The following is a 23,621-nucleotide window of genomic DNA, read 5'->3' as shown; positions in this document are numbered from 1 at the left end:
CAATAAGTTATTATTGTCGCTTTTCTATTTTAGAAACAAAACGTCGTTAGTGTTTGTTTATAGAACATCAATTTGACTCCAATAATTAAAGGAAGAAAAACGGATGGAAGAAAGATAGCTATTTATGAGAAATATTCTGATATTTTTAACAGTACTTTTTGCATTGAACTCTTGTCAGGGGCAGCAACAGGGGCCGCGGGTAAAGAAACCTGATTTCACCAAATTACCTGCAAAAAATAGGGCAAGTTTGGATACGGCGACATTTGCGGCGGGATGTTTTTGGTGTACTGAGGCACAGTTTAAGGAGTTAAAGGGTGTTGTAAATGTTGTTTCAGGATATACTGGCGGATGGGTAGCAAATCCAAGTTATGCGCAGGTTTGTACCGGGAGTACAGGACACGCAGAAGCAACCAATATTATTTTTGATCCTAAAGTGATCAGCTACGACAGATTATTGGAAGCCTTTTTTGTGGCACATGACCCAACGGAGCTCAATCGTCAGGGAAATGATGTTGGCACGCAATATCGTTCGGCTATTTTTGTACACGATAAAGAGCAGCTTGACAAGACTCAATATTATCTTTCGGTCTTGGAGAAAGAAAAAGTTTTTAACAAACCCATTGTAACCGAAGTAGTTCCGGCAACAGTATTTTATCCGGCAGAAGACTATCATCAAGATTATTATAGATTAAATGGAAAAGAACCCTATTGCCAATTGGTCATTAAACCGAAATTGGAAAAATTTAAACGTATCTTTTCCACTGTGCTCAAAGCGGGACAGTAACTTTGGGTATTCATAAAATTTGAGGTAATTTTACTTCTATTAGCGCTATTTAGTATCATGCTAATAAGTTGAAACCATGGTTTCTTATGTAAATAATGGTTAAACAAACTTGATAGCTTCATGACTGTTAAATAGCATTTTTTTGGATGAATAATAAATAATTGTAATATGTCTAAAGGATTTTTTACAGTTCCTGTTCCTACCAATGAACCGGTGTACACATACGCTGTCGGAACGAAAGAACGTAAATTGTTGAAAGCAGCAATTGATGAGGCACGTTCTAAACAAATCGATATCCCAATGTATATTGGTGGTAAAGAAATCACTACTTCTAAAAAAGTAAACCTAGCTCCTCCACATGACCACCAACATATTTTAGGTCAATACAATCAAGGCGATAAATCTCACGTTACAGATGCAATCAATGCAGCTTTAGCCGCAAAAAAAGATTGGGAAAATCTTACTTGGGAAGATCGTGCTGCGATATTCTTAAAGGCTGCTGAATTGATTTCGGGAAAATATCGTTATGAGTTGAATGCTGCTACAATGTTGGGGCAATCGAAGAACCCATATCAGGCAGAAATTGATTCGGCATGTGAAATCATAGATTTCTTGCGTTTCAATGTGCAATATCTTAGTGAAATCTATAAACAACAACCTCCAGTATCTGGTAAAGGTGTTTGGAACCGTGTAGAACAACGTCCTCTTGAAGGTTTTGTATTTGCATTGACTCCATTCAATTTTACAGCTATTGCGGGTAATCTACCTTCTTGTGTTGCAATGATGGGAAATGTTGTGGTATGGAAACCATCCAATACACAAATCTATTCAGCAAATGTATTGATGAAAATCTTCCGTGAAGCTGGGCTTCCGGATGGTGTAATCAACTTGGTATATGTTTCAGGTCCTGACGCTGGCGATGTGATTTTCCAACACCCTGATTTCGCTGGTATCCACTTTACCGGTTCAACAGGAGTATTCCAAGATATCTGGAAAACGATCGGTAACAATATCCACCGTTATAAAACATATCCACGTATTGTTGGTGAGACTGGTGGTAAGGATTTTATCGTTGTACACCCTTCGGCTGATTTAAAAGTGGCGAATACGGCTTTAGTTCGTGGCGCTTTTGAATACCAAGGTCAAAAATGTTCTGCAGCATCACGTGCATATATTCCAAAATCATTGTGGCCGGCATTGAAAGAATCTATGACTACTGACGTAAAATCTTTTACAATCGGTGGAACAGAAGATTTTACAAACTTTTTCAATGCTGTAATTGATGAAAAGTCATTTGATAAATTAGCGAAGTATATCGACAAAGCTAAAGAATCTAATGAAGCAGAAATTGTAGTGGGCGGTACATACGATAAATCTAAAGGGTATTTCATTCATCCAACAATCATTGAGGCTTCAAAACCAGATTACGAAACGATGGTTGAGGAGTTATTCGGACCTGTATTGACCGTATATATTTACGAGGATGCTAAGTTTGAAGAAACTTTAGATATTGTTGATACAACATCTATTTATGCCTTGACAGGATCGATTATAGCACAAGACCGCTATGCCATTAGTTTAGCAACAGATAAATTGAGACATGCCGCTGGTAACTTCTACGTGAACGATAAGTGTACAGGTGCTGTCGTAGGTCAACAACCGTTTGGCGGTGCTAGAGGCTCGGGTACAAACGACAAAGCGGGATCAATGATCAACTTGCTTCGTTGGGTGTCTCCACGTACAATCAAAGAGACATTTAATCCAGATACAGATTATAGATATCCTTTCTTGGAAAAAGGAGAATAAGCGAAGCTAGCATTATAGGTTTGTTAAATATAGAAAAGGACGCTTAATTAAGCGCCCTTTTCTATTTCTTAAATAATCCCAATTCGGTACCATCGTCTCTTGTCATCCGTATAGCCAGTGACTTGCTGTTCCCGGATACATCGATAACTGTTCTTTTACCTACTTTGGGACCTCCGCCTATAAAAACAGGATAATTATGGTCTTTATCTGCCGGGTAGTATCCATATTGATGGGTATGGCCAGAGATAATGGCATCAATTTTATATTTTTGAAATAGGGGATGAAAACATGCTCTATTGTCCAGGGTGCCATGCCAATCATCCGAATGAAAAATTGGAATATGGCTAATGACGACCGTGTGTTGGGCTCTCTTTCTTTCCTTGGACTGGAGGACCTGTTCCAGCCATTTAGCCTGTTCTTTTCTGTAGTTATCATAATCTACTGTTCCGGCGTACACTTCATGGTTATCGGGCTTGTCCTCACCACTGTCCAACATGATCCAAAAAATAGGTCCCCTTTTAAAAGCTTGGTAGTACTTATTGTCAGGATAACCAAAATATCGTTTGAAATTACGTGCGAAGGATCCCCTTGTCTCATGGTTTCCCCGATTCATAATGAATGGTTTGCTTGTCGCAAAAAATTCAATTGGCTTTAGTAGTTTCTCTGTAATATCTTGCTGATTGGTGACATAATGGAAGGAATCACCATTCAGTACAAAAAAATCATAGGGTGAAATATCCTGACGCGGGATAAGATCAAGATAGCTGCTTTTTTCCTCATGCACATCGTTATAGACCAGACATCGAATCTGCTCTTGATTATTCCGGGCTAATTTAGCCTCAAAAATAGGGCTTTCTATTTCTTGACCGTATACGATTTTATAAGGATCGAATTTTTGGATTTCCTTCGCCTTGACGCGATAGCGAAACGATCGGGGTGCGTCCTCAATAGTAAAATGAAAGAAATCAGTATTGGCATTGATCATCCCATCCTCGGATTGGTAGATCTTTTTTTGGACATTCCCTGTGTTGTCGAGAATCTCGAGCCAAGCAAAGGCATCTTTGCTCAAAATCGTAAAAATACTGATTCCTGTTTCGGTTTGATTTTGTAGATAGGCAGGTACGACAAAGCTAAACTCGTTTTCTGCCTCATTGGCGTCTTTTTCTTGCGCAACGCTTATATTAGGTAATGTAAGCCCGGCCAGAGCCAGGGATTCTAAGAATCTTCTTCTGTTAAAATTCATATTTAAGGTCACAAGTGGTTATTTAATGTTTATCTCGACATATAATGGCCGATGATCACTCGCATATTGTTCGTTCAGAATACGGTGGTTGGAAAATTTCGCAGCGGCAGATTTAGTAATCATGATATAATCGATTTCAGTGGTGGGCTTGTCTTGAGGGAAAGTAAACCCCTTGGTGATACTGGTTTTTTTAAATACTTTACCAAGCTCCGTAATGGCAGGATCTTTGGGCTCGGAGTTTAAATCACCGACGAGGATGGTGGGTAATTTTTCATTCTCGAAACGATTGGTGATGAATTTCGCCTGTTCGATTTTGTTTTTGTCCTTTAGATCCAGGTGTGTATTGGCAAAGAGGATTTTCCTTTTGTGAATTGTAACTTCGATGATAGATAAACTGCGCCTTTCGCTTTCCACAGGGGAGGGCAGAAAGTGTTTCTCTACACGTTCAATCGGACTTTTAGATAGGATAGCAGTACCATATTCGCCTTTTTCAAGATCTATTCCTTTGGAAAATACATAATGCATGTCTGTCAATTCTGCGAGTTTTTTTGCTTGGTTTTCAAAATAAGACCTACCGAGATTAACATCGATTTCTTGAAGCCCTACGAGATCGGCTTTTGAATTTTTAATAATCTTGGCAATTGTGTCAAGGTTGATAACTGATTCTTTTTCGCTGGGTGGGTTCCCATGGTGGATATTAAAGGAGAGTACGCGTATCGTTTGTGCATTTAGATGAAATACTGATCCTAGCAGTATCAAGAGGAATGGAATTAGTTTACGGTTCATTGTTTATATTAAGTTTAGCATTTGGATGTCGGATTTTAGTTCTTCCTGCTAAAATTAATAAAATCTATGAGTACAAATTGAAAACTTGAGACATGTAACAAAATAATCATTTAAGCACTTGAGCCTTCATGAAAAAAAATAGCCATCCTAAACAGAATGGCTACCTACATTATACTAATTTTTACAGGAACTAGTCTTGGTTTTCCTCGATGTTAAGCATTGGATCTTCTCCTGTTACTTCAGCGCGGATTTTAGCTTCAAGTTCATCCATTAAGTCTGGATTGTCGAATAATAAAGCTTTGACGGCATCTCTACCTTGTCCTAGTTTGGTCTCACCATAGCTAAACCAAGAGCCTGCCTTTTTGATGATGCCATATTCAACACCTAAATCAATGATTTCACCTACTTTAGAGATACCTTCACCAAAGATGATATCAAATTCCGCGATGCGGAAAGGAGGGGCTACTTTATTTTTTACAATCTTCACTTTTACGCGGTTACCCGATACTTCATCAGAATCTTTGATTTGTGATGTACGACGGATATCTAAACGTACAGAAGCGTAGAATTTTAATGCATTACCACCAGTTGTTGTTTCTGGGTTGCCAAACATCACACCAATTTTTTCACGCAATTGGTTGATGAAAATACAACAACAGTTTGTTTTTGAAATTGTACCGGTCAGTTTACGTAAAGCCTGAGACATCAAACGAGCTTGAAGGCCCATTTTAGAATCACCCATTTCGCCTTCGATCTCACCTTTTGGCACCAAAGCCGCAACGGAGTCAATAACAATAACGTCGATTGCACCAGAACGGATTAGGTTATCAGCAATTTCTAAACCTTGCTCACCATTATCTGGTTGAGAAATCAATAAATTTTCTACATCTACGCCTAATTTTTGAGCGTAATATTTATCAAAAGCATGCTCAGCATCAATGATTGCTGCAATACCGCCTTTTTTTTGTGCCTCTGCAACAATGTGAGTTGCTAAGGTAGTTTTACCTGACGATTCAGGTCCATATATTTCAATGATACGGCCTTTTGGTACACCGCCAATTCCTAAGGCAATATCCAAACCTAGAGATCCTGTAGAAATAGCCTCGATCGGCTCAACAGCAGTATCCCCTAATTTCATAATTGAACCTTTTCCAAAGTTCTTTTCCAATTTATCTAACGTCAGCTGTAAAGCTTTTAGTTTATCTGTGTTGCTCATATTTTTAGTATATATTTCTCAAAATTAAAAATTAAAAATCATAAACCAAATATTTTCACTAAAAAAATTAGTTTTTTGTTTCTGGTATAGCTGAGACACTTTTTATATGGTGATTTTTTTCAAAGTATTTACACATATAAGTGATAGGGCATTTCTCACACATTGGTTTTCGGGCCAGACATATATAACGTCCATGTAAGATCAGCCAATGATGGGCAATCGCAATTGTATCTTTGGGTAGATTTTTTACCAACTGTTTTTCCACGGCCAATGGCGTTGTCGCACGATAAGTTAGCCCAAGACGGTTTGCAACACGAAAAACATGTGTGTCTACAGCCATAGCGGGGTTATGATAAACAACAGAGGAAATGACATTAGCAGTTTTTCGACCTACACCTGGAAGTTTCACAAGATCCTCGATTTTTTCGGGTACAATATTGTCGAACTTTTCAATCAGTAGCTGAGCCATCCCCACAAGGTGTTTGGCCTTATTATTCGGATAGCTTACAGATCGTATATAGCTAAACACCTCGTCTACGCTGGAAGCCGCCAAGCTGTGTGCATCAGGGTAGCGTGCAAACAATTTGGGCGTGACTTGATTGATCCTTTTATCTGTACACTGTGCAGATAAAATAACAGCAACCAGTAATTCAAATGGATTACTATAGTTGAGTTCTGTCTGTGCGTCAGGACTATTTTTGGAGAAATAATCTACGAAAGCCTTGTATCGTTCTTGTTTTAACATCGGTTCAAAACTAGCCAAAATTTCCATCAAAAAAGAAATTTTGAAGTCCAGTCCACGGGGAATAACCGATTTTAGTTTGTGAAAGGTAAGGTGAGTCACAGCTGTTTTATACTATAGCTGATCATGGATGTCGTAAGGTAAAAAAATAAGGCCTAATCTCCAGATTAGGCCTTTCTTTTTTCTAGTTGTTTAGAATATGCAAGGATATTCTCAACACATCTTTTGCTTGGATGAAGCAACATTTTTGGTAATTGAAGTTTCAATTCATTTTCTATGTCCTCGTCTGTCATTACCTTCTCGTTTTGGGTTAGCAAATTTTGAACTTCGTTTTCTGATTGGGTAAAATTTTCTACCATAAGCATCTGTTGTTTTGTCTCTGTAAGTTAATTAATTAAACGGACAAAAGATAGTTTTGGTATAAAAAACGAGAAAATATTTATTTTTTCTTTTTGTTGGTATATTCCTCCGCTTTAATAATGGCATTATATGCATTGACGATACCTCCGGTGACCGAGATGTCAGCTAATCGAACCGTTTTGCTGGCATCTTCACCAACTTTTATCTGCACCAGTTGATTCGGCTTTTCTACAGATTCCATAATAATCTGTTTGGTTTCCACAGCACTCAAATTGGGATAATAAGAACGGATCATTGCGGCTAAACCGGCAACAACGGGAGCAGCCATACTAGTGCCCTGTTCTTCTTTATACTTGGAATCCGGTACGGTAGAGTTGATGTGGACACCAGGTGCGAAAACATCGACAGTTTTTTTACCATAATTGGAAAAATCAGCCAAAAGTTCATTGTCCAAATGAAGGCCGGTTGCGCCCACTGTGATCCATGCATTGGCAACCCCGGTTGTGTCACCTTTTACATCCGTATAATACTTCATCGGAAAATTAGGTTCTATATCGTTATCTTCACTGTCATTCCCCGCGGCATGTACCAGCAGTACATCTTTGGATTCAGCATATTTGATCGCATCATCTACCGCCTGTTTATTATAGGCATAACTTTTTCCAAAGCTCATGTTGAGTACTTTGGCTCCGTTATCTGCTGCATAGCGAATAGCATTTGCGACGTCTTTATCACGCTCATCACCATCAGGAACGAGTCTAACGGTAAGTATCTTAACATTGTCCGCTACTCCGTTGATACCTATATTATTATTGCGTTTTGCACCAATGATTCCTGCGACATGGCTACCATGTAATGCATCCGGTCCCTTTACATCAGCGTTGCCATAATGTCGCTCCGACGCATCTTCATAATTATCTCCAACAATAGGTCGAGAATCGTATGCTTTGTTTAAATGATAATCAACTTGATTGTTGAAATATGTTGCACCTTCGGTGATATCATCAAAAAATTTGGCGAAGCCGCCGTTGTTGATTTCATCCTTTGCATAGCCAAGTGCGATACGTTGCGTGTTTGTGGTTGCTTTGAAATTATCTATATCATCCTGTGTGATATCTTCGGGCTTTTTACCTATTTCACGTACCACAGCGTCTATGTTGCGTTTGAGCGCATCGTAGGAAAATTGGCCCATCTTAGCTTCTTCTAGCTTGTTTTTATATTTGGCAAGCATCTTTTGATAACTAGTGAAAGCTTTTCGACCAGCTTCATTGAGTTCTGTTGCTGCTGTAATATTTGCAAACTTTTTATCCAGGATCCTAAGTTGTCTTGTCAATTCCAAGTTGTCGAATTGCACATCTTTTCCATCTGCGTTACCAATGAAATTCCACCCGTATTTATCATTAATATAGCCATTGCCATCATTATCTAAACCATTCGCGAGACTATCTTTCGTATTGATCCACACAACATCTTTGAGATCTTCGTGATAAACATCAACACCTCCATCCAATACGCCAACAATGACTGGAGTAGATTTTCTTCCTTTCAATAACGTTTTATACGTTTTTTCGGTACTGATTCCCATGACCCCATCCGTTTTATAATCCAAATTAAACCAATTTGCTGGAATGGTATCAGATTGTCCGAAAGAGATAAGTGGCAATGAGCCTAAAGCAATTAGATATAGTGATTTTTTTAAATTCATATGTAAATAATTCTTTATAAGTGTTTGCTTTCATTTGTTTCAATGCACGCGTCCCACCCGGTTATTTTCTACTGTTTATTTTAAATTTTCCTCATGAGCGTGTAAACTCGCTTATTCCTGACTATAGCAGAATAGCAAAGATAATGCTAATGCTTCTTCTGAACTGTTAATTTTTATTAAAAGTATTTATAATCCATATCTCTTGGCAAACTGTTGACGAAATATCTTAAATTCAAACCATTTCTAAGAGTCTCCTGTTTTATTTGGATGATCTAGATAGCTAGGATAAGAAAGAGTATATATTGATTAGCGTATAAAAGAGCGAATGCAACAAAATAAGAAAATAGTTTGGCCTAATGTGATGGCCCCAGTGTCAGCAATTTACCCTCATGTCAGAAAGATACATGATGATACTGTTCAAGATGATTATTACTGGATGATCGACTACTTTAAAAAAGGAGAAAAATCTCAAGAAGTTATTGACTATCTGGAAAAGGAAAACGATTATACCAGTTTGATGCTTCAAGATACAGTAGATTTACAGGAAAATCTTTTCCAGGAGTTGAAGTCCCGTATTAAGGAAAAAGACGAGTCTGTACCTTATTACAAAAATGGCTATTACTATTATAGCCGAACAGAGGAGGGAAACCAATATTTCAAATTCTGTCGGAAAAAGAGCACACTTGAGGGCGAAGAGGAAGTGCTGTTGGATGTAGATCAGCTGGCCCAAGGGTATGCATATTATACGGCAAAGGGATTTTCTGTTAGTCCGGATAATCGTTTGATAGCCTTTAGTGTGGATACCGTATCTCGGAGGGAATATACTATATTTATCAAGAATATTGAGACCGGAGAAATATATCCTGACCAGATAAAGAATACAGAGGGGGCTGCGATATGGGGAAATGATAACCAAACTTTGTTTTATACGGCCAAAAATCCCATCACCTTACTTAGCGAGAAGATTATGCGACATACATTGGGCAGCGATCCAAAAGCCGATGTACCGGTGTATGAAGAGAAAGATAATACAAATTATATTGCTGTTGGTAAATCCAAAAATGGAAAATATATTATTATCAATTCAGAAGGAACATTGTCCTCAGAAATCTGGGTATTGAATGCTGATTTACCGCAGGCTGAATTTCGCGTTTTTCAGCCAAGGATACACAATGTTCTGTATTCGATCATTGCACTGGATGATCGCTTTTTAATTCTGACCAATGATGAGGCCATCAATTTCCAAATCATGCAATGTCCCTTAGATCGTACAGAGCGCAGCAACTGGCATACATTCATAGACCATCGACCAGATGTGCTGGTCAGCGATATCGAAGAATTTAAGGATTTTCTAGCGATTGCTGAAAGGAAAAATGGATTGACCCAATTGGCGATTTATGATTTAAACAGTCAACAACAGCACTACTTGGATTTTGGGGAAGTTGCCTATACGGTATATCCAGGTATTAATGTCGAGTACAACAGTGACAAGTTGCGGTATGGCTATACGTCTTTAGTGACACCGAGTTCAGTCTATGAATATGACATGGCTAGGCAGAAGAAAGTATTGTTAAAGCAACAGGAGATTTTGGGTGGATATGACCAAACCGCACATATCACCGAACGTGTTTTTGCAACCACAAGAGATGGTATTCAAGTGCCAATTTCTATTGTTTATAAAAAGGGAACCAAACTCGATGGTTCAGCTCCATTATTGCAATATGCCTATGGGTCCTATGGTGCTTCGATGGACCCTACCTTTTCGAGCAATCGACTGAGTTTGTTGGATCGTGGATTTATCTACGCCTTGGCTCACATTAGAGGAGGTGAAGAAATGGGGCGGCAGTGGTATGAAGATGGAAAAATGATGCACAAGATGAATACCTTTTATGATTTTGTGGATTGTGGTAAATATCTGATTGAAAAGCATTATTGCACAGCCGAGCATCTCTATGCGCAAGGGGGAAGTGCTGGAGGTTTGCTGATGGGTGTAATCGCTAATATTGCACCCGAGCAATATCATGGCATAATAGCTCAGGTGCCTTTTGTGGACGTCGTGAATACCATGTTGGACGATACAATACCGTTGACTACAAACGAGTATGATGAATGGGGTAACCCCAATGAGAAGGAAACTTATTTCTATATGAAGGCCTATTCTCCGTATGAAAACATTGAGGCAAAAGAATACCCTAATTTATTGGTCACAACCGGGCTGCACGATAGTCAGGTGCAGTATTTTGAACCAGCAAAATGGGTAGCAAAACTGAGAGCTACTAAAATAGGAGATGCGGTTTTATTGTTGAAAACAGATATGGATTATGGTCATGGTGGGGCATCGGGTCGATTTGACTATTTAAAGGAAATTGCATTGGAATATGCTTTTCTCTTTAAATTGGAAGGGATTATCCCAGATGATAGAAAGGGACAATAAAAAAAGCGGTATTAACCGCTTTTTTTATTGTTGAGCATGATTAATGCTATCCTGTTGTTTTTGTAAACGCTCTTCCCGTTCGATCTCTCTAGAATCGATCTGATGCTGTTGATAATTGTCCATGGCCACTTTACTGGCTTTCTGCGATACATAGATCGCCAATAGGGCAACAATAGTAATGATTGCTATTCCCCAGGCATACTTATGTTTGTCCTGTTTGACGAGCCAATACATAAAGATAATGTAAGGGACGGCAAAAATAATATAGAAAATTAAACTCGGTGACATACTATTCTCCATTAAATGATCCCTACAAAAGTATCGTTTTTGACTAAAAATAACGAACCTATAGAAAAAACAACAATTCCAATTGATAAAGCCTTAAACCTTTATCCGTTTTATTGTCAAATTAATATCACTAATGTGAGCGGTCTATTACCGGCTTGTTGTGGATTAATTGCTTGAAAATGAAGCTTACAGGAAGGTTTTGACGGTGGATTGTAAATTTTTAATTTTTGCAAAAAATCAATGAGAATATTGTGGAAAAGAAAAAAATATTTTTATACATTTGCATCGTCAGAAACAATTGACAGAGCATAAAAAAATGAAGCAGAACAAAAAGAACGATTATTCTTATATTCAAACTTTTGAGAAGTTTATGAAGAAGGTCTTTTGTGCTTTCATTTTTGTAGAAATACCTGTTTTACGCCTCCGACGACCTATACTACCTCGGGCTTGATTTGAGGTAGTGAATCTTTCCAAGCAAGACCATGATTGTCCGATGGTTTTGAATCCATTATTTTAATTTATTTAGTAACAAAACACGACAGTAGTTGTTGTTTTATTATTAGGGTCGTAAGTCAATGACTATATCAGATTTTTTAATTATCCCAGCTAAACCTGAGCATGCACATTATGCAGAGGTTATTTGCGACGAAATGTTCGAGTCTGCAAAGGCTCGTGGTACTGGTATTGCACGTCGTAAACCAGAGTACGTTGCCAACAAGATGAATGAAGGTAAAGCAGTGATTGCTTTACATAGAGATGGCCGATGGGCAGGCTTTTGTTATATAGAAACTTGGGGGCATGGTGATTATGTCGCTAACTCAGGTTTGATTGTCAATCCCGAATTCAGAAAAGTGGGTTTGGCAAAAGCAATCAAAAAAAGAGTCTTTGAGCTTTCACGTGAGAAATACCCTAAAGCGAAGATCTTTGGTTTGACAACCGGATTCGCCGTGATGAAAATCAATTCAGAACTAGGCTATGAACCGGTTCCGTATTCCGAATTGACTTCCGATGATGAATTCTGGAAAGGCTGTCAAAGCTGCGTGAATTATGAGATCCTGATGAGTAAAGACCGTAAAAACTGTATGTGTACCGCCATGCTTTGGGATCCCGAAGAGAAGGAACGTGAATTGCGGGAGAAGATCCAGCGCAAGCATGAAGCGAAAGAACGTTTGGAAAGAATTACACAAAAACAGTCTCTGCTAAAGCGTATACAGGCGAAGTTTTGGAAATCGGCCAATAAATTTATTGCTGTCAATTTTCCGAAGCATAACAAAGTCGCAAAAGGATATTAAGCTAAGGCTGAGCGATTATATTGAAAATAGATGTAACAGGTAACTGGATGTGTTCATAGCAACAAGATCAGTTCAAGGTTCTCTCAACATAATAATAAAAAACCGAGTGAAACGAGCTTAAATCAGCCGTTGAAAACAAACACTCATAAAATAACATTCTAATGAAAAAAGTAGTTTTAGCATTTAGTGGCGGATTAGATACTTCATTCTGTTGTATCTATCTTACACAAGATTTAGGTTTAGAAGTTCATTCCGTAGTTGTAAATACAGGTGGTTTTTCGGATGAAGAATTAAAAAATATTGAAGAACGTGCTTATGCTTTAGGTGTGAAATCACATACAGCTATAGACGAAACGGCAGACTATTACCGCGAAACTATTAAATTTTTGATTTTTGGCAATGTGTTAAAAAATGCGACTTATCCATTGTCAGTATCTGCTGAGCGTGTATGCCAAGCAACCGCAATTGCAAACTACGCAAAGAAAATTGGAGCTGAATGTGTTGCGCATGGATCTACAGGTGCAGGAAACGACCAAGTACGTTTCGATATGATTTTCCAAACCCTGATTCCAGGCGTGGAAATAATCACACCAATCCGTGATTTACAATTGTCGCGTGAAGCCGAAATTGAGTATTTGAATAAGCATGGTGTAGAGTATTCTGCTGAAAAAGCAAAATACTCCATCAATAAAGGTCTTTGGGGTACTTCTGTTGGTGGAGCGGAAACATTGACATCCAACCAATATTTGCCTGAATCGGCATGGCCAACTCCAGTGACTTCTTCAGAGCCACAACAAATTACAATCGATTTTGAGAAGGGAGAGCCTATTGCATTAAATGGTGATAAAATGGCTTCCGTTAAAGTGATTCAAGAATTACAGGCAATAGCTCAACCATACGGTATTGGCCGTGATATCCACGTTGGTGATACAATCATTGGTATTAAAGGCCGTGTGGGTTTTGAAGCCGCTGCGTCTGTAATTTTAATCAAGGCACATCATGCCTTAGAAAAACATACCTTAACTAAATGGCAATTGTCCTGGAAAGATCAAATCGCTGCTTTCTACGGAAATTATATGCACGAAGGCCAAATGCACGATCCCGTTATGCGTGATATCGAAGCATTCTTGCAATCTTCACAAGAAACAGTGACGGGCCGAGTGATTGTTGAGCTTCACCCATACCGTTTTGTCGTCATTGGTGTCGAGTCTGAACACGATTTGATGTCCAACAAATTCGGTAGCTATGGTGAAATGAATAAAGGTTATACAGGTGACGATGTGAAAGGTTTCTCCAAAATTTTTGGAAATCAAACCATCATTTGGCACAAAGTGAATAAAAAATAAACCTTGTTTGGCGTAATGTATTTTTTCTTACCATGACGAACTGGGTAAGAAAAGATACATTTCCCTATAAGTGATAACGTATACCTAAATACTAAATTCAAAAAAATGATAAGAGTAGGAATTATTGGTTCGGCAGGATATACCGGTGGTGAATTATTACGTGTATTGATTTATCATCCGGAGGTGGAAATCGTATTTGCTAATAGCGCTTCCAATGCAGGAAATAAGTTATATGAAGTTCACAATGATTTATTTGGTGATACTGAATTGACCTTCTCTTCGGACTTTTACTCAGCTGTTGATGTATTGTTTTTATGTGTTGGTCATGGTGATGCACGGAAATTTTTAGATGCAAATCCGATCGATGCATCCGTGAAGATTATTGATCTTTCACAAGATTATCGTCTTCGTGCGAATACGGCTTATCAAGGACAACAATTTGTGTACGGGCTTCCAGAACTAAACAGAGAAGCAATCAAAACAGCTCAGTATATTGCTAATCCAGGATGCTTTGCAACAAATATCCAACTGGCTTTATTACCATTGGCGAGTAAAGGCTTGTTGCCAGACCAAATCCATGTCAATGCGACGACTGGATCAACAGGGGCAGGACAAAAGCCGGGGGCAACAACGCATTTCTCCTGGCGTAACAATAACCTTTCTGCTTACAAATCTTTTGAACACCAGCATTTGCAGGAAATTTCAGAGTCCTTGGATCAGCTGCAAGTGGGATTTTTGCCGGTGTCAGAAGGATCATTGTTGGAACGTGCTGCAGCGAAAATTAATTTTGTTCCACAACGTGGAGATTTTGCCCGCGGAATTTTCTCGGCAATTTATGTAGACACCGATTTATCTGAAGAGCAGGCCTACACATTGTATGAGAGCTATTATGCCGCTCATCCTTTTACACATGTCAGCCTTAAAAATATTGACCTCAAACAGGTCGTTAATACAAATAAAAGTATAATCCATCTCGAAAAACACGGAAATAAGCTCCTTATTTTAAATGCAACAGATAATTTGCTGAAAGGTGCATCGGGTCAAGCAGTACAAAATATGAATTTAATGTTTGGCTTAGATGAACGTACAGGGCTGAATTTGAAGAGCGTTGGTTTTTAAACTCTTTTGGGGTATTAAACATCAATACCAACAAGTTGTGAATAACTTTAGGAATTGCTTTTAGGTCGAAACGAGGTTTTCAACATTTTATTAACATCGTGTGGAAAAGTGAAGGGTAGACCCTGCACTTTTTTTATGAATCGGCCTTCCCAAACATACATCATCCGGTAATAAACAATGACATGTCGTCTATAAAAAAACGGATCATCATTTTGCATTGACTGCTTAAGTTCCTTAACTTAGGGATAGGAAGTCCATGCTGAGCAAATAAACAAGAGCTGATTCGATTATGAACAATAGGCCAAGAATTAAACTTAGACTAACGGCTGCTGATAAAGTGTTAGAATTTATGGGCTGGTGTGTAGTGCTATTGTTATGGTATGCGGTAACTGTTCATTATAGCAAATTACCTGAAATTGTTCCCGTACATTATAATGCAGAAGGAAAGGTTGACAAATTTGGTCCAAAGTCAGTCCTATTGATGATACCTTTCATTACCACTGTTTTATACGTAGCAATGACCATCATCAACAGGTTTCCACATCTATTCAACTATCCTGTCAAGATTACTGAAGAAAATGCATTGCAACAATATACTTCTGCGAGTCGTTTGATACGATATTTAAAGTTTATTGTGGTCGTTATTTTTGGGATAATCGCTTTTAAATCTATTCCCAATGTCGCAGCAACTTCAGAGGGATTGGGAACTTGGTTTCTGCCCTTCGTATTGTTATCGGTTTTTGTACCTGTCATCTACTTTCTCATAAAATCGGTCAAGACGGCTTAAATTTCCTTATTTATCTAAATTTTCTATATATCGTGTTCACTCCATAAGGGATATAATGCCATTAGAGCGCCGAAAGCTTAGTGAATCTGAGCGAATTGACATGTTGAACTTCGATGATAGATATTAATGTTAGAAACACAAAACAACCAGAAGGCCAGTTGCCGATAAGCATTCGATGTCTAAATTGTTTGAATATGGTAGATAAAGACCATCAGATGGATAAAGAATGCGTTCTTCAACTTCAAAATTACCATCTAACGCAAATGCGTTTTTGTGGTCTTGGCCAATCTGTAATTCAAAATCATGTTTTCCGGCAAATGCACCGAAGTAGAACTGAAAATCAGTAGCTAAGTCGGTGCCTACAGGATACATCTTGTTTTTCTCAAACGAAGATGAAAGTGGAAGATTCACAATATGAGGTAGTGTAGGATTGTTTATTGTCGAATTAAGCACAAATTCCTGAAAGATCGCAGGCTCCCCAACTTCGGTTGATGCCTTTATGTGAATTGCCGTATTATTTTCAAAATTGTGTACAAAGATTGTTCCGACAGGAACGGTATAGGTTTGGCCATCCATCGTCACGAGTAGATCCCCAACCAAAGGAATCAAAAATGAGACTGTATCCTGACTGGGCGGGAGTTCCAAAATCCCTTGAGGCGCGACTTGCCAGCTATTGACCTGTTGCAACCGGCCAATAGCCTCCCGGTGAGGAGCAGCAAAAGAGCCATAATTGAGTGTGCTCCTGACTAAATGTGTTCCGATAGATGTTTCCCCCCGCTGTTCCGCGATATAGATTCTAATATCCTGCATGATCAGGCTGTTAAGCATTAACATGAATCGTCATTTTCATTTGGAAACCTTCAGATAAGGATCCTGTGACCGTAGACATTTCTTTGGTAACACCATCGCTGAATACGTTGTCATTGGCATTATAGGTATATCCTGAAACACCTTTTTTGTAACCATAAGAAGAACCTGTGTTATTGACTTCAAGACACAGACTATCTTGAAAGGCGATTTGCGTCACTAATAGCGATTTACCTGTAGCATCATATACATGAACGTGAATATGTGTTGCTCGACCTTGATACCAGCCCGGAAAGATGGTTTGGAAGGAAACAAGTCCATTGGCATTCGTGACTTGTCTACCGCGGTACCAATTGACAGACTGGTAGTTGCTGGATTGCATCTGTGTTCCGCCATATTGGGAATAGTTACCTTCCACATCACAATGCCAAATATCCACTAAAGCTCCTTCTAGTGCCGCACAGCTATTGTTTGTATTAACAATGGTAATTAAACCGAGCATATTCGCCCCAATACCATCACCTTTGCGTATATCTGATCGGACATAACTTGAAGGTGTTTTTGTCGGAAAAGGCCCTTCGGTTTCCGAAGGTGTCACACTGCAGCTTGAATCGACATTTACGTCAGTGCCCTCGTCCGTAATTGATGTGGTATCGTCTTTCTTGCAAGCTGCCCAGACCATTGGTCCTGAAAATGCGAGCAATGATAGGGTTTTTATAAAATTTTTGCGTTCCATATCTCTTCTTTTTTATTTATGGAAGCAAGGTAATAGACGGAGATGTAAAATAATGTTAAGTAACGATAAAGAGGCTTATTGCATCGACGAATCACGTAGACATTGGATAACCTCATTATAGTAACCATCGCCGACTTTCAATGTGAAGTTGGGTAATTGTACTTTACGCTGTGAAAATGTAATGATGTGTTTGACTGCGATAACAAAGCTGCGGTGGATACGGATAAACTGATTTTTTGGCAAACGCTCGAGCATGGCTTTCATTGTCGATAGAGTCAATATTGTTTTTCCGTGTATAAGGTGTATTTTGATATAATCTTGCATGCTTTCCAAGCACTCAATTTCGTCAAGATAGATCTTGATTCGTTGATATTCTACACTCACGATTAAAAAGGGGCGATGGCTCTGTGTAGCTGAACGTGTCATCGCTTTATCAATGGCCCGTTCAAAACGAACGAAGTCAAATGGTTTGAGAAGATAGTCTACTGAATCAAGTTCAAATCCATCTATCGCATACTCCTTATGTGCTGTGGTGAAAATCAATAAAGGTCTTGGATTTAAGTTCTTTGCAAAATCAATACCATTGATCTCGAGCATATCAATATCCAAAAAAATCAAATCAACACTGTTATTGGCGAGATACAGCTTCGCATCATGGGGGTTACAGAAGGTTGCAGCAAGCTGTATAGCAGGATGCTTTGCTGTGAACGTCGAAATAATACGAAGAGCCAGGGGTTCATCGTCAAGAGCTATGCAAGTTAACATCGATTAAATTAAGATAAATTGCTTTTGTATATATAATCGTATAGTCTAATATAAAAACAATTTATGGAGAAATGTAAAGGATAAGCTGAACAAAAAATGAGTGATCTTGCTGCTGGATAGTCAGGCAATGTCTGTCGACATAAAAATGTTCCAATAGACGTTTGACATTTTTGAGACCTGTTCCTGTGCGGTGTTGTTCGGTTGACTGTGTAGCTATGCTATTCTTTACATTTAATACACAGGATGTTGGCGTTAGAATGACCTCAAAACTTAATTGGCAGGGCTCTATGGTGCTTAATCCATATTTGAACGCATTTTCAACAAACGGAAGCAGCACAAATGCGTGTATCGTTTTGGAGTGTTCGAGCCCCGCATAGTGTTCACTGATCGAACAATTTGGGCCAGTGCGTAGTTTTTGGAGATTGATAAAATCTTGTATAGCCTGAATTTCGATCTTGATGTCAATCGTATCACTATGCCGTTCATCCATATAATAACGCATTAATTGCGAAAGACGATGAATACTACTCGCGACGGCATCATCGTTGGTCAATGCTAATGCATAAATATTATTTAAGGTGTTGAACAAAAAGTGGGGGTGGACCTGGGCTTTTAAGAAGGAAAGTTCGGCCTTCATCCGGTCTTGTTCGACCAATTGCATCTTTTGCTGAGTTTCCATCCAGTAGGTTACGATTCTATAGAGCGCGGCAAGGCTAATGGTTAACAGGAAAATATACACGGAAGCAATATCGATGGGTTGTGGCCGTTGTCCCGGGGTCTGCCCCGGACCTCGGTCTGGGAAATGCCTAGCAGATGGCGGCGGTGGAAAATCAGGGTGATGCCTAGGCGAAAATTCTCTTTCTCCAGGGGTAGGTAATTGCTGACTTCCAATATGCATCAAGCGATCGAAGGGCTGAAGATAACAGGCTAGTAACAAGCCTGTCAAAATAATGGAGATTCCGTAACTGATAAATTTTCGTTTTCTTATCGCATAAGGAATTAGCAGGTAAGCATTGACATAGAATAGGATTAAAAAACAGCCTGTAAAAATCCAAAATGCTGGTGCAAAAAGTATTTCCTTAATTTCCAATTGACCGTTGTTAAAAAATAGTACTGGAAAGGATAAGAAAATAAGCCAGGCGAGTCCATGGATCAATATGGAGATTTGTTTTTGTCCTAAGATACGTTTTGATGTGCTATCAGCAGATTTGTCCATGGAGCTTGCTATTTTAGCTTTTATTAATGGCGACTCTGATCCTAAAAATACGCAAAAAGATTAGACCGTATTTTTAAAATGTTTAAATATACATCTCATTTTATAATAGTTCATTTAAATGGAAAGGAATGGTGGTCAATTATTGCTGTTTTTTTACACAATCGATTGATATACATTTCCTTTCTTTTTCTGTAAATCTAAGCCTTATCTTCATCAAATAATCCAGTTTCACAAACCGATACCATCTTTATTCAATAGTAAAGTGCAACAGAAAGATAGCTGATAAATTGAGTTTCAGCAGAGCTAAAGGAGTTTGGTTTCGTGAAGTATTCGAGTATAGCAGCATCTCGAATTCATGGCAAGCATTAATAACCACAGGTAGTATAACTAGCCTAGGTTTGATATATAAATTGATAAAAAAAATAAAGTATGAAAAGAAAACACTTTATCCAGTATCTCTTTATGGGAGCTTTATCCTGTCTTTCGATAAGCAGTATAGCGCAGACAGTAGGGAAGACTTATGCCGTACCACTTGCTGGGAATGCTTTCATTACCGCAGGACAAGCTGGTGAAGCGGAAATTTCCGGTCGTAATGGCCTTGTAAAATGGTCAAGCGATCAGGAAGTGGTATCGGTTTATTTTAGGGCTCAAAAGGCGGGGAAATTGACTTTGAAACTGAAGGCAAAAAACGATGCTGGAAAATCCAAAATAGCAGTAGACGCTTTAGGAAAAAAGGCGATCGTGAATGTGGAAAGTACTGAGCTGTCAGAAACAGCGCCTCTGTCCATTGATGTAAAATCGCCCGGTTACGTTCAGGTTAATTTAAAAGGCTTAAGTAAATCGGGAAGCAATTTTGCCAATGTAACCGAATTGCTTGTGAGCGGCGAAGCGGCTTCGGGAGGTCTTCTATTTTCCAATGATCCTGAGTATTACTATTGGTCCAGAAGAGGCCCTTCTTGTCATCTAAATTATACTGTTCCTACGGAGGGTAACGTTAGTTACTATTATAACGAAGTAACCGTCCCTCAAGGTGAAGATAAAGTTGGTTCCTATTTTATGGCGAATGGTTTTGGCGAAGGCTACTTTGGTATACAGGTTAATTCAGAAACCGAGCGGCGTATCTTATTTTCCGTATGGAGTCCATTCCACACAGATGATCCGAAAAGTATTCCAGATGAGCAAAAAATCCATCTACTAAAAAAAGGAAAGGATGTGCATTCGGGTGAGTTTGGAAATGAAGGGTCAGGCGGACAGAGTTACCGTAAGTACTTTTGGAAAGCAGGGGTAACCTATAAGTTTCTCTTGAAAGGCGTGCCGGATGGAAAAGGGAATACTGATTATACGGCTTGGTTTTTTGTACCCGAAGAGAATGCATGGAATGTGATCGCAAGCTTCAAACGTCCACAGACAAATACCTACCTGAAACGATTCCATAGTTTCTTGGAGAACTTTAGTCCTAATCAAGGCTACCTGGGTAGAAAGGTTGAGTTTGGCAATCAATGGGTCTATGATGGACAATGGAAAGCTGTACAGGAGGCTTCTTTCAGTGTCGATAATACCTATCGTGCAAATCAACGCATTGATGTAATCGGCGGCATTACCAAAAACGGATACTTCCTTAGAAATGGCGGTTTCTTTAATGACGTTGTTAAGCCAGGAAGTAAGTTTGAATTCCGGAATAAAAATAATGCACCGAAAATTGATTTTGACAAACTGCCTTAATCAAAAAGGAATAAAGACAATGTCTTTTTGTCGCTCAAAGTTTGTACTAAACATAAAAGAGTCGCATTTTAATGCGACTCTTTTATGTTTAGTACAGCCCTCAATTTATTTTTCAGACAGTTTGATATCACGTTCTACCGAAACATTATCTCCGGTAACAGCATTACCATCCTTATCCACTAGGGTCAATTTTACTTTATTGTTGCCCATTGGCAGGCCTTTTATCTCATATGGGCCCCATTTGTCCAATGTAAATGTCTGGCCATTGATATCTGCCACTACTTTGTTGCCGTCTGGAGCAAGTTTGGTATTGACTACGTAAAAATCTAACAGTAGATTTTTTGTTTCATCTCCTTTATACTCACCTTTAGGTCGCGAATAGAAAAGTGATGGTTCCTTTGGTGTTGCATCTGTTGTTAATTTACCCGTTGCATCAATCTTAAATTTTACCAATTTAGAAGCTTCAGTGGTTTTTATGGATTCATGATAGGATCTTGATAAAAATGAGAGCAGGTAATGTTCCGAATTTAACGGTACTGTTACAGAGTTCTCGGGCTTGTAAAGAGCCGTGTAAGGTTTATTGTCTAAAATAAAATGAATATGTTGTCCATCATGCGAATTTGCCATATGGGCAGCATGGGCATCATCGGTCATCTCAGTCAATTTGAAATTCTTAATCGCATATTTTACAGTTACTTTTGCGGAGTCTGTTCCTACCTTTTCTGCAGTGATCGAGGCGATCTGCAGATCAGCTCCAGGAAATTCTTTCGAGTCTGCAATAGGACTGACGGTGATTGAGTCCATTTTTTGTGCAGTATTTGTGTCGATACTGCTGCTTGAGTCAGCTCCACCTGCACTTTTCGTAGATGAGTTGTTACACCCAATAGCGCCTACTAGGAGCGCTACTGCAGCAGTAATACCTGTAATTCTGTAATACTTCATAATTTTTTTTTGTTTAATTTTTTAATCATTCAGCATCTTAAGTAACAGTCTATGTTCCTATTTTGTTTGTAATAAGGTTAAAAATAGGCCGTTTGGGCTACTCATTGAAGTTTAATACACAGTGAATTAAATATTTTTAAAAAAATAGTCATATTAGATGTAATAAATCGATCTGCTGAAATGTCTTGATTATATAAAAGGCACGGGTGATATTGAGATGGAGCATAAGCCGATTAAAAATTAAAATAGAGTAAGTCTCAATATTGACGATAACATGAATCAAGAGCAATTTAAAAATACCGTTTTCATCCATAAGGATAAGCTATTTCGCTTTGCGAAACGGATCTTGATTGATGATGACGAGGCTTTTGATGCGGTACAAAATGTGATGATGCGGTTGTGGCAATTAAAAGATCAGTTGCTTCAATACAAAAATATGGAAGCCTTCTGCATGCAGAGTGTGAAAAATGAAGCACTCAATCGTTTAAAAAGAGATAAGGTCCGAGCGGATTTTGTTGAACAGCATCAGGTTGTTGCGATGACAGAACATACCGTTGGGAATACGAAAGAAATTATTCTGGAGATGATCAATTCTCTTCCCGAAAAACAACGGCTTGTTATGCATCTGCGCGATGTTGAGGATTATGATATCGATGAAATCGGTGAAGTATTGGAGATGGGGGAGTCAGCAGTCAGAGTTAATCTGATGCGTGCAAGACAGAAGGTAAAAGAACAATTGACAAAATTATTCGATTATGAAACCACGCGGATTTATTCAGGTAAAAAATAAACCGATTGTTTCATCTTCTTTGAATATAAGATATACAGTGATGAAAGATAAGAAATTAAAAGAATTGGAAGAGAAGTACTTTAATGGTCAGTCGTCATTAGAGGAAGAAAGAGCATTGAAAAACTCGGATAATGCTTTTTTTCAATCATTGAATCAGGAAAAAAATAAGACAATGGACTGGTCCTTTGAGGACTTCCAAAGTGAGATCAATGATGATAAGAAACGTATTGTGTGGTGGAATAATAGCTGGATAAAATATGCAGCAGCAGCCATGTTGGTAATGGCTATTGGAATTGCACTATTCCTAAATCAGGAATCAGCAATACAAGGACCTGAGCTCGCCAAAAAAGAAATGAGTGAGTCGAAGCCTGCCGATAAGAAGCTGCTTGACGATCAAAATATAGAAATAACATTTCCCAAACTTAATGATGAGGTAAGTGCGGAGGACAGTGGAAAGGCGATGCGAACAGCAGAAACTTTTAAACGTCCAAAAGTAAAAAAACAGGCCAAAGATTGGATAGTGAAGAAAGAAGTCGTGACTGAAAGTTCGGAATTGACAACAGAAGAGTCCTACCGGGCAGATTATGTTGTTTTGAATGGGAAGCCTGTCGCGAACGAACAGGAAGCTGTTGAACTGACCCTAAAATCTTTGGGCTTACTGGCAAATAATCTGGAAAATGGTGTAGATAAAGCAATGAATATAAAACAAATGTCAATAACGATTAACTAAAATAA

Annotated in this window: 22 protein-coding genes; 10 read left to right on the top strand and 12 right to left on the bottom strand. The window is 38.6% G+C overall.

Annotated elements, in window-relative coordinates:
• Positions 1–124 precede the first annotated feature (124 nt).
• Together msrA and pruA are read left to right on the top strand one after the other, a co-directional pair.
• On the top strand, positions 125–784 hold the full coding sequence (gene msrA / locus GVK91_RS22185) for a peptide-methionine (S)-S-oxide reductase MsrA (protein WP_159731384.1): 660 nt from the start codon (positions 125–127) through the stop codon (positions 782–784).
• A 168-nt stretch (positions 785–952) separates the two neighbouring features.
• Positions 953–2,590 carry an L-glutamate gamma-semialdehyde dehydrogenase gene (gene pruA / locus GVK91_RS22180; RefSeq protein WP_159731382.1) on the top strand — a complete coding sequence of 546 codons (1,638 nt, stop codon included), beginning with the start codon at positions 953–955 and terminating at the stop codon, positions 2,588–2,590.
• Positions 2,591–2,651: 61 nt separating this feature from the next.
• Here the strand turns inward: pruA and GVK91_RS22175 are convergent, their stop codons facing one another.
• The 6 genes from GVK91_RS22175 to GVK91_RS22150 form a co-directional block, all read right to left on the bottom strand.
• Positions 2,652–3,833 (bottom strand): metallophosphoesterase, encoded by a 1,182-nt coding sequence (locus tag GVK91_RS22175; RefSeq protein WP_159731380.1) that lies wholly within the window; start codon positions 3,831–3,833, stop codon positions 2,652–2,654.
• Between the two features lie 18 nt (positions 3,834–3,851).
• Positions 3,852–4,619 carry an endonuclease/exonuclease/phosphatase family protein gene (locus GVK91_RS22170; protein ID WP_159731378.1) on the bottom strand — a complete coding sequence of 256 codons (768 nt, stop codon included), beginning with the start codon at positions 4,617–4,619 and terminating at the stop codon, positions 3,852–3,854.
• A 190-nt stretch (positions 4,620–4,809) separates the two neighbouring features.
• The gene (gene recA, locus GVK91_RS22165) at positions 4,810–5,835 is read right to left on the bottom strand and encodes a recombinase RecA (protein ID WP_153848162.1); all 1,026 of its coding nucleotides are present in this window, start codon (positions 5,833–5,835) and stop codon (positions 4,810–4,812) included.
• A 67-nt stretch (positions 5,836–5,902) separates the two neighbouring features.
• Entirely contained in the window at positions 5,903–6,580 is a 678-nt protein-coding gene (gene nth / locus GVK91_RS22160) for an endonuclease III (protein WP_153848181.1), read from the bottom strand.
• 164 nt (positions 6,581–6,744) lie between these two features.
• Entirely contained in the window at positions 6,745–6,936 is a 192-nt protein-coding gene (locus GVK91_RS22155) for a hypothetical protein (RefSeq protein ID WP_153848161.1), read from the bottom strand.
• An 80-nt stretch (positions 6,937–7,016) separates the two neighbouring features.
• The gene (locus GVK91_RS22150) at positions 7,017–8,642 is read right to left on the bottom strand and encodes a S8 family serine peptidase (protein ID WP_159731376.1); all 1,626 of its coding nucleotides are present in this window, start codon (positions 8,640–8,642) and stop codon (positions 7,017–7,019) included.
• Between the two features lie 325 nt (positions 8,643–8,967).
• Here GVK91_RS22150 and GVK91_RS22145 point away from each other — a divergent pair, with 325 nt between their 5' ends.
• A complete protein-coding gene (locus tag GVK91_RS22145) occupies positions 8,968–11,076 on the top strand; it encodes a S9 family peptidase (RefSeq protein ID WP_159731374.1) in 2,109 nt (702 codons plus the stop codon).
• A gap of 24 nt (positions 11,077–11,100) precedes the next feature.
• Here GVK91_RS22145 and GVK91_RS22140 read toward each other — a convergent pair whose 3' ends face one another.
• Positions 11,101–11,364 carry a hypothetical protein gene (locus GVK91_RS22140; protein ID WP_075990905.1) on the bottom strand — a complete coding sequence of 88 codons (264 nt, stop codon included), beginning with the start codon at positions 11,362–11,364 and terminating at the stop codon, positions 11,101–11,103.
• 575 nt (positions 11,365–11,939) lie between these two features.
• Between GVK91_RS22140 and GVK91_RS22135 the strand changes: the two genes are divergently transcribed.
• The 4 genes from GVK91_RS22135 to GVK91_RS22120 all read left to right on the top strand — a co-directional run bounded on the left by GVK91_RS22135 (position 11,940) and on the right by GVK91_RS22120 (position 15,908).
• Positions 11,940–12,656 (top strand): GNAT family N-acetyltransferase, encoded by a 717-nt coding sequence (locus tag GVK91_RS22135; protein WP_070561978.1) that lies wholly within the window; start codon positions 11,940–11,942, stop codon positions 12,654–12,656.
• Between the two features lie 161 nt (positions 12,657–12,817).
• Positions 12,818–14,002 carry an argininosuccinate synthase gene (argG, locus tag GVK91_RS22130; RefSeq protein ID WP_159731372.1) on the top strand — a complete coding sequence of 395 codons (1,185 nt, stop codon included), beginning with the start codon at positions 12,818–12,820 and terminating at the stop codon, positions 14,000–14,002.
• A 105-nt stretch (positions 14,003–14,107) separates the two neighbouring features.
• Complete coding sequence (gene argC, locus GVK91_RS22125) at positions 14,108–15,121, top strand: N-acetyl-gamma-glutamyl-phosphate reductase (RefSeq protein WP_159731370.1); 1,014 nt, start codon at positions 14,108–14,110, stop codon at positions 15,119–15,121.
• Positions 15,122–15,410: 289 nt separating this feature from the next.
• Entirely contained in the window at positions 15,411–15,908 is a 498-nt protein-coding gene (locus GVK91_RS22120) for a DUF1648 domain-containing protein (protein WP_159731368.1), read from the top strand.
• A gap of 129 nt (positions 15,909–16,037) precedes the next feature.
• Here the strand turns inward: GVK91_RS22120 and GVK91_RS22115 are convergent, their stop codons facing one another.
• From GVK91_RS22115 to GVK91_RS22100, 4 genes are all read right to left on the bottom strand, one after another.
• Positions 16,038–16,718 (bottom strand): hypothetical protein, encoded by a 681-nt coding sequence (locus GVK91_RS22115; protein WP_159731366.1) that lies wholly within the window; start codon positions 16,716–16,718, stop codon positions 16,038–16,040.
• Positions 16,719–16,728: 10 nt separating this feature from the next.
• Complete coding sequence (locus tag GVK91_RS22110; RefSeq protein WP_075990909.1) at positions 16,729–17,451, bottom strand: intradiol ring-cleavage dioxygenase; 723 nt, start codon at positions 17,449–17,451, stop codon at positions 16,729–16,731.
• 75 nt (positions 17,452–17,526) lie between these two features.
• Positions 17,527–18,216, bottom strand: a complete 690-nt coding sequence (locus GVK91_RS22105; protein WP_153848153.1) for a LytTR family DNA-binding domain-containing protein — start codon at positions 18,214–18,216, stop codon at positions 17,527–17,529.
• A 61-nt stretch (positions 18,217–18,277) separates the two neighbouring features.
• A complete protein-coding gene (locus tag GVK91_RS22100) occupies positions 18,278–19,432 on the bottom strand; it encodes a sensor histidine kinase (protein WP_153848152.1) in 1,155 nt (384 codons plus the stop codon).
• A gap of 429 nt (positions 19,433–19,861) precedes the next feature.
• Between GVK91_RS22100 and GVK91_RS22095 the strand changes: the two genes are divergently transcribed.
• The gene (locus GVK91_RS22095; RefSeq protein ID WP_159731364.1) at positions 19,862–21,154 is read left to right on the top strand and encodes a DUF3472 domain-containing protein; all 1,293 of its coding nucleotides are present in this window, start codon (positions 19,862–19,864) and stop codon (positions 21,152–21,154) included.
• Positions 21,155–21,259: 105 nt separating this feature from the next.
• On the opposite strand, the gene GVK91_RS22090 is transcribed toward GVK91_RS22095, so the two are convergent.
• Positions 21,260–22,096 carry a hypothetical protein gene (locus GVK91_RS22090; RefSeq protein ID WP_153848150.1) on the bottom strand — a complete coding sequence of 279 codons (837 nt, stop codon included), beginning with the start codon at positions 22,094–22,096 and terminating at the stop codon, positions 21,260–21,262.
• A 274-nt stretch (positions 22,097–22,370) separates the two neighbouring features.
• Between GVK91_RS22090 and GVK91_RS22085 the strand changes: the two genes are divergently transcribed.
• Complete coding sequence (locus tag GVK91_RS22085) at positions 22,371–22,886, top strand: RNA polymerase sigma factor (RefSeq protein WP_075990914.1); 516 nt, start codon at positions 22,371–22,373, stop codon at positions 22,884–22,886.
• Positions 22,852–23,616: a hypothetical protein gene (locus GVK91_RS22080; protein ID WP_153848149.1), complete on the top strand. Its 765-nt coding sequence runs from the start codon at positions 22,852–22,854 to the stop codon at positions 23,614–23,616. Before GVK91_RS22085 ends, GVK91_RS22080 begins: the two co-directional genes overlap by 35 nt.
• Positions 23,617–23,621: the final 5 nt, after the last annotated feature.

It is taken from the genome of Sphingobacterium sp. 18053 (assembly GCF_902706145.1).
Lineage (GTDB): Bacteria > Bacteroidota > Bacteroidia > Sphingobacteriales > Sphingobacteriaceae > Sphingobacterium > Sphingobacterium paramultivorum.
Note: the sequence above shows the minus strand (reverse complement) of the source record. Positions and strands in the feature narration are given on the sequence as shown.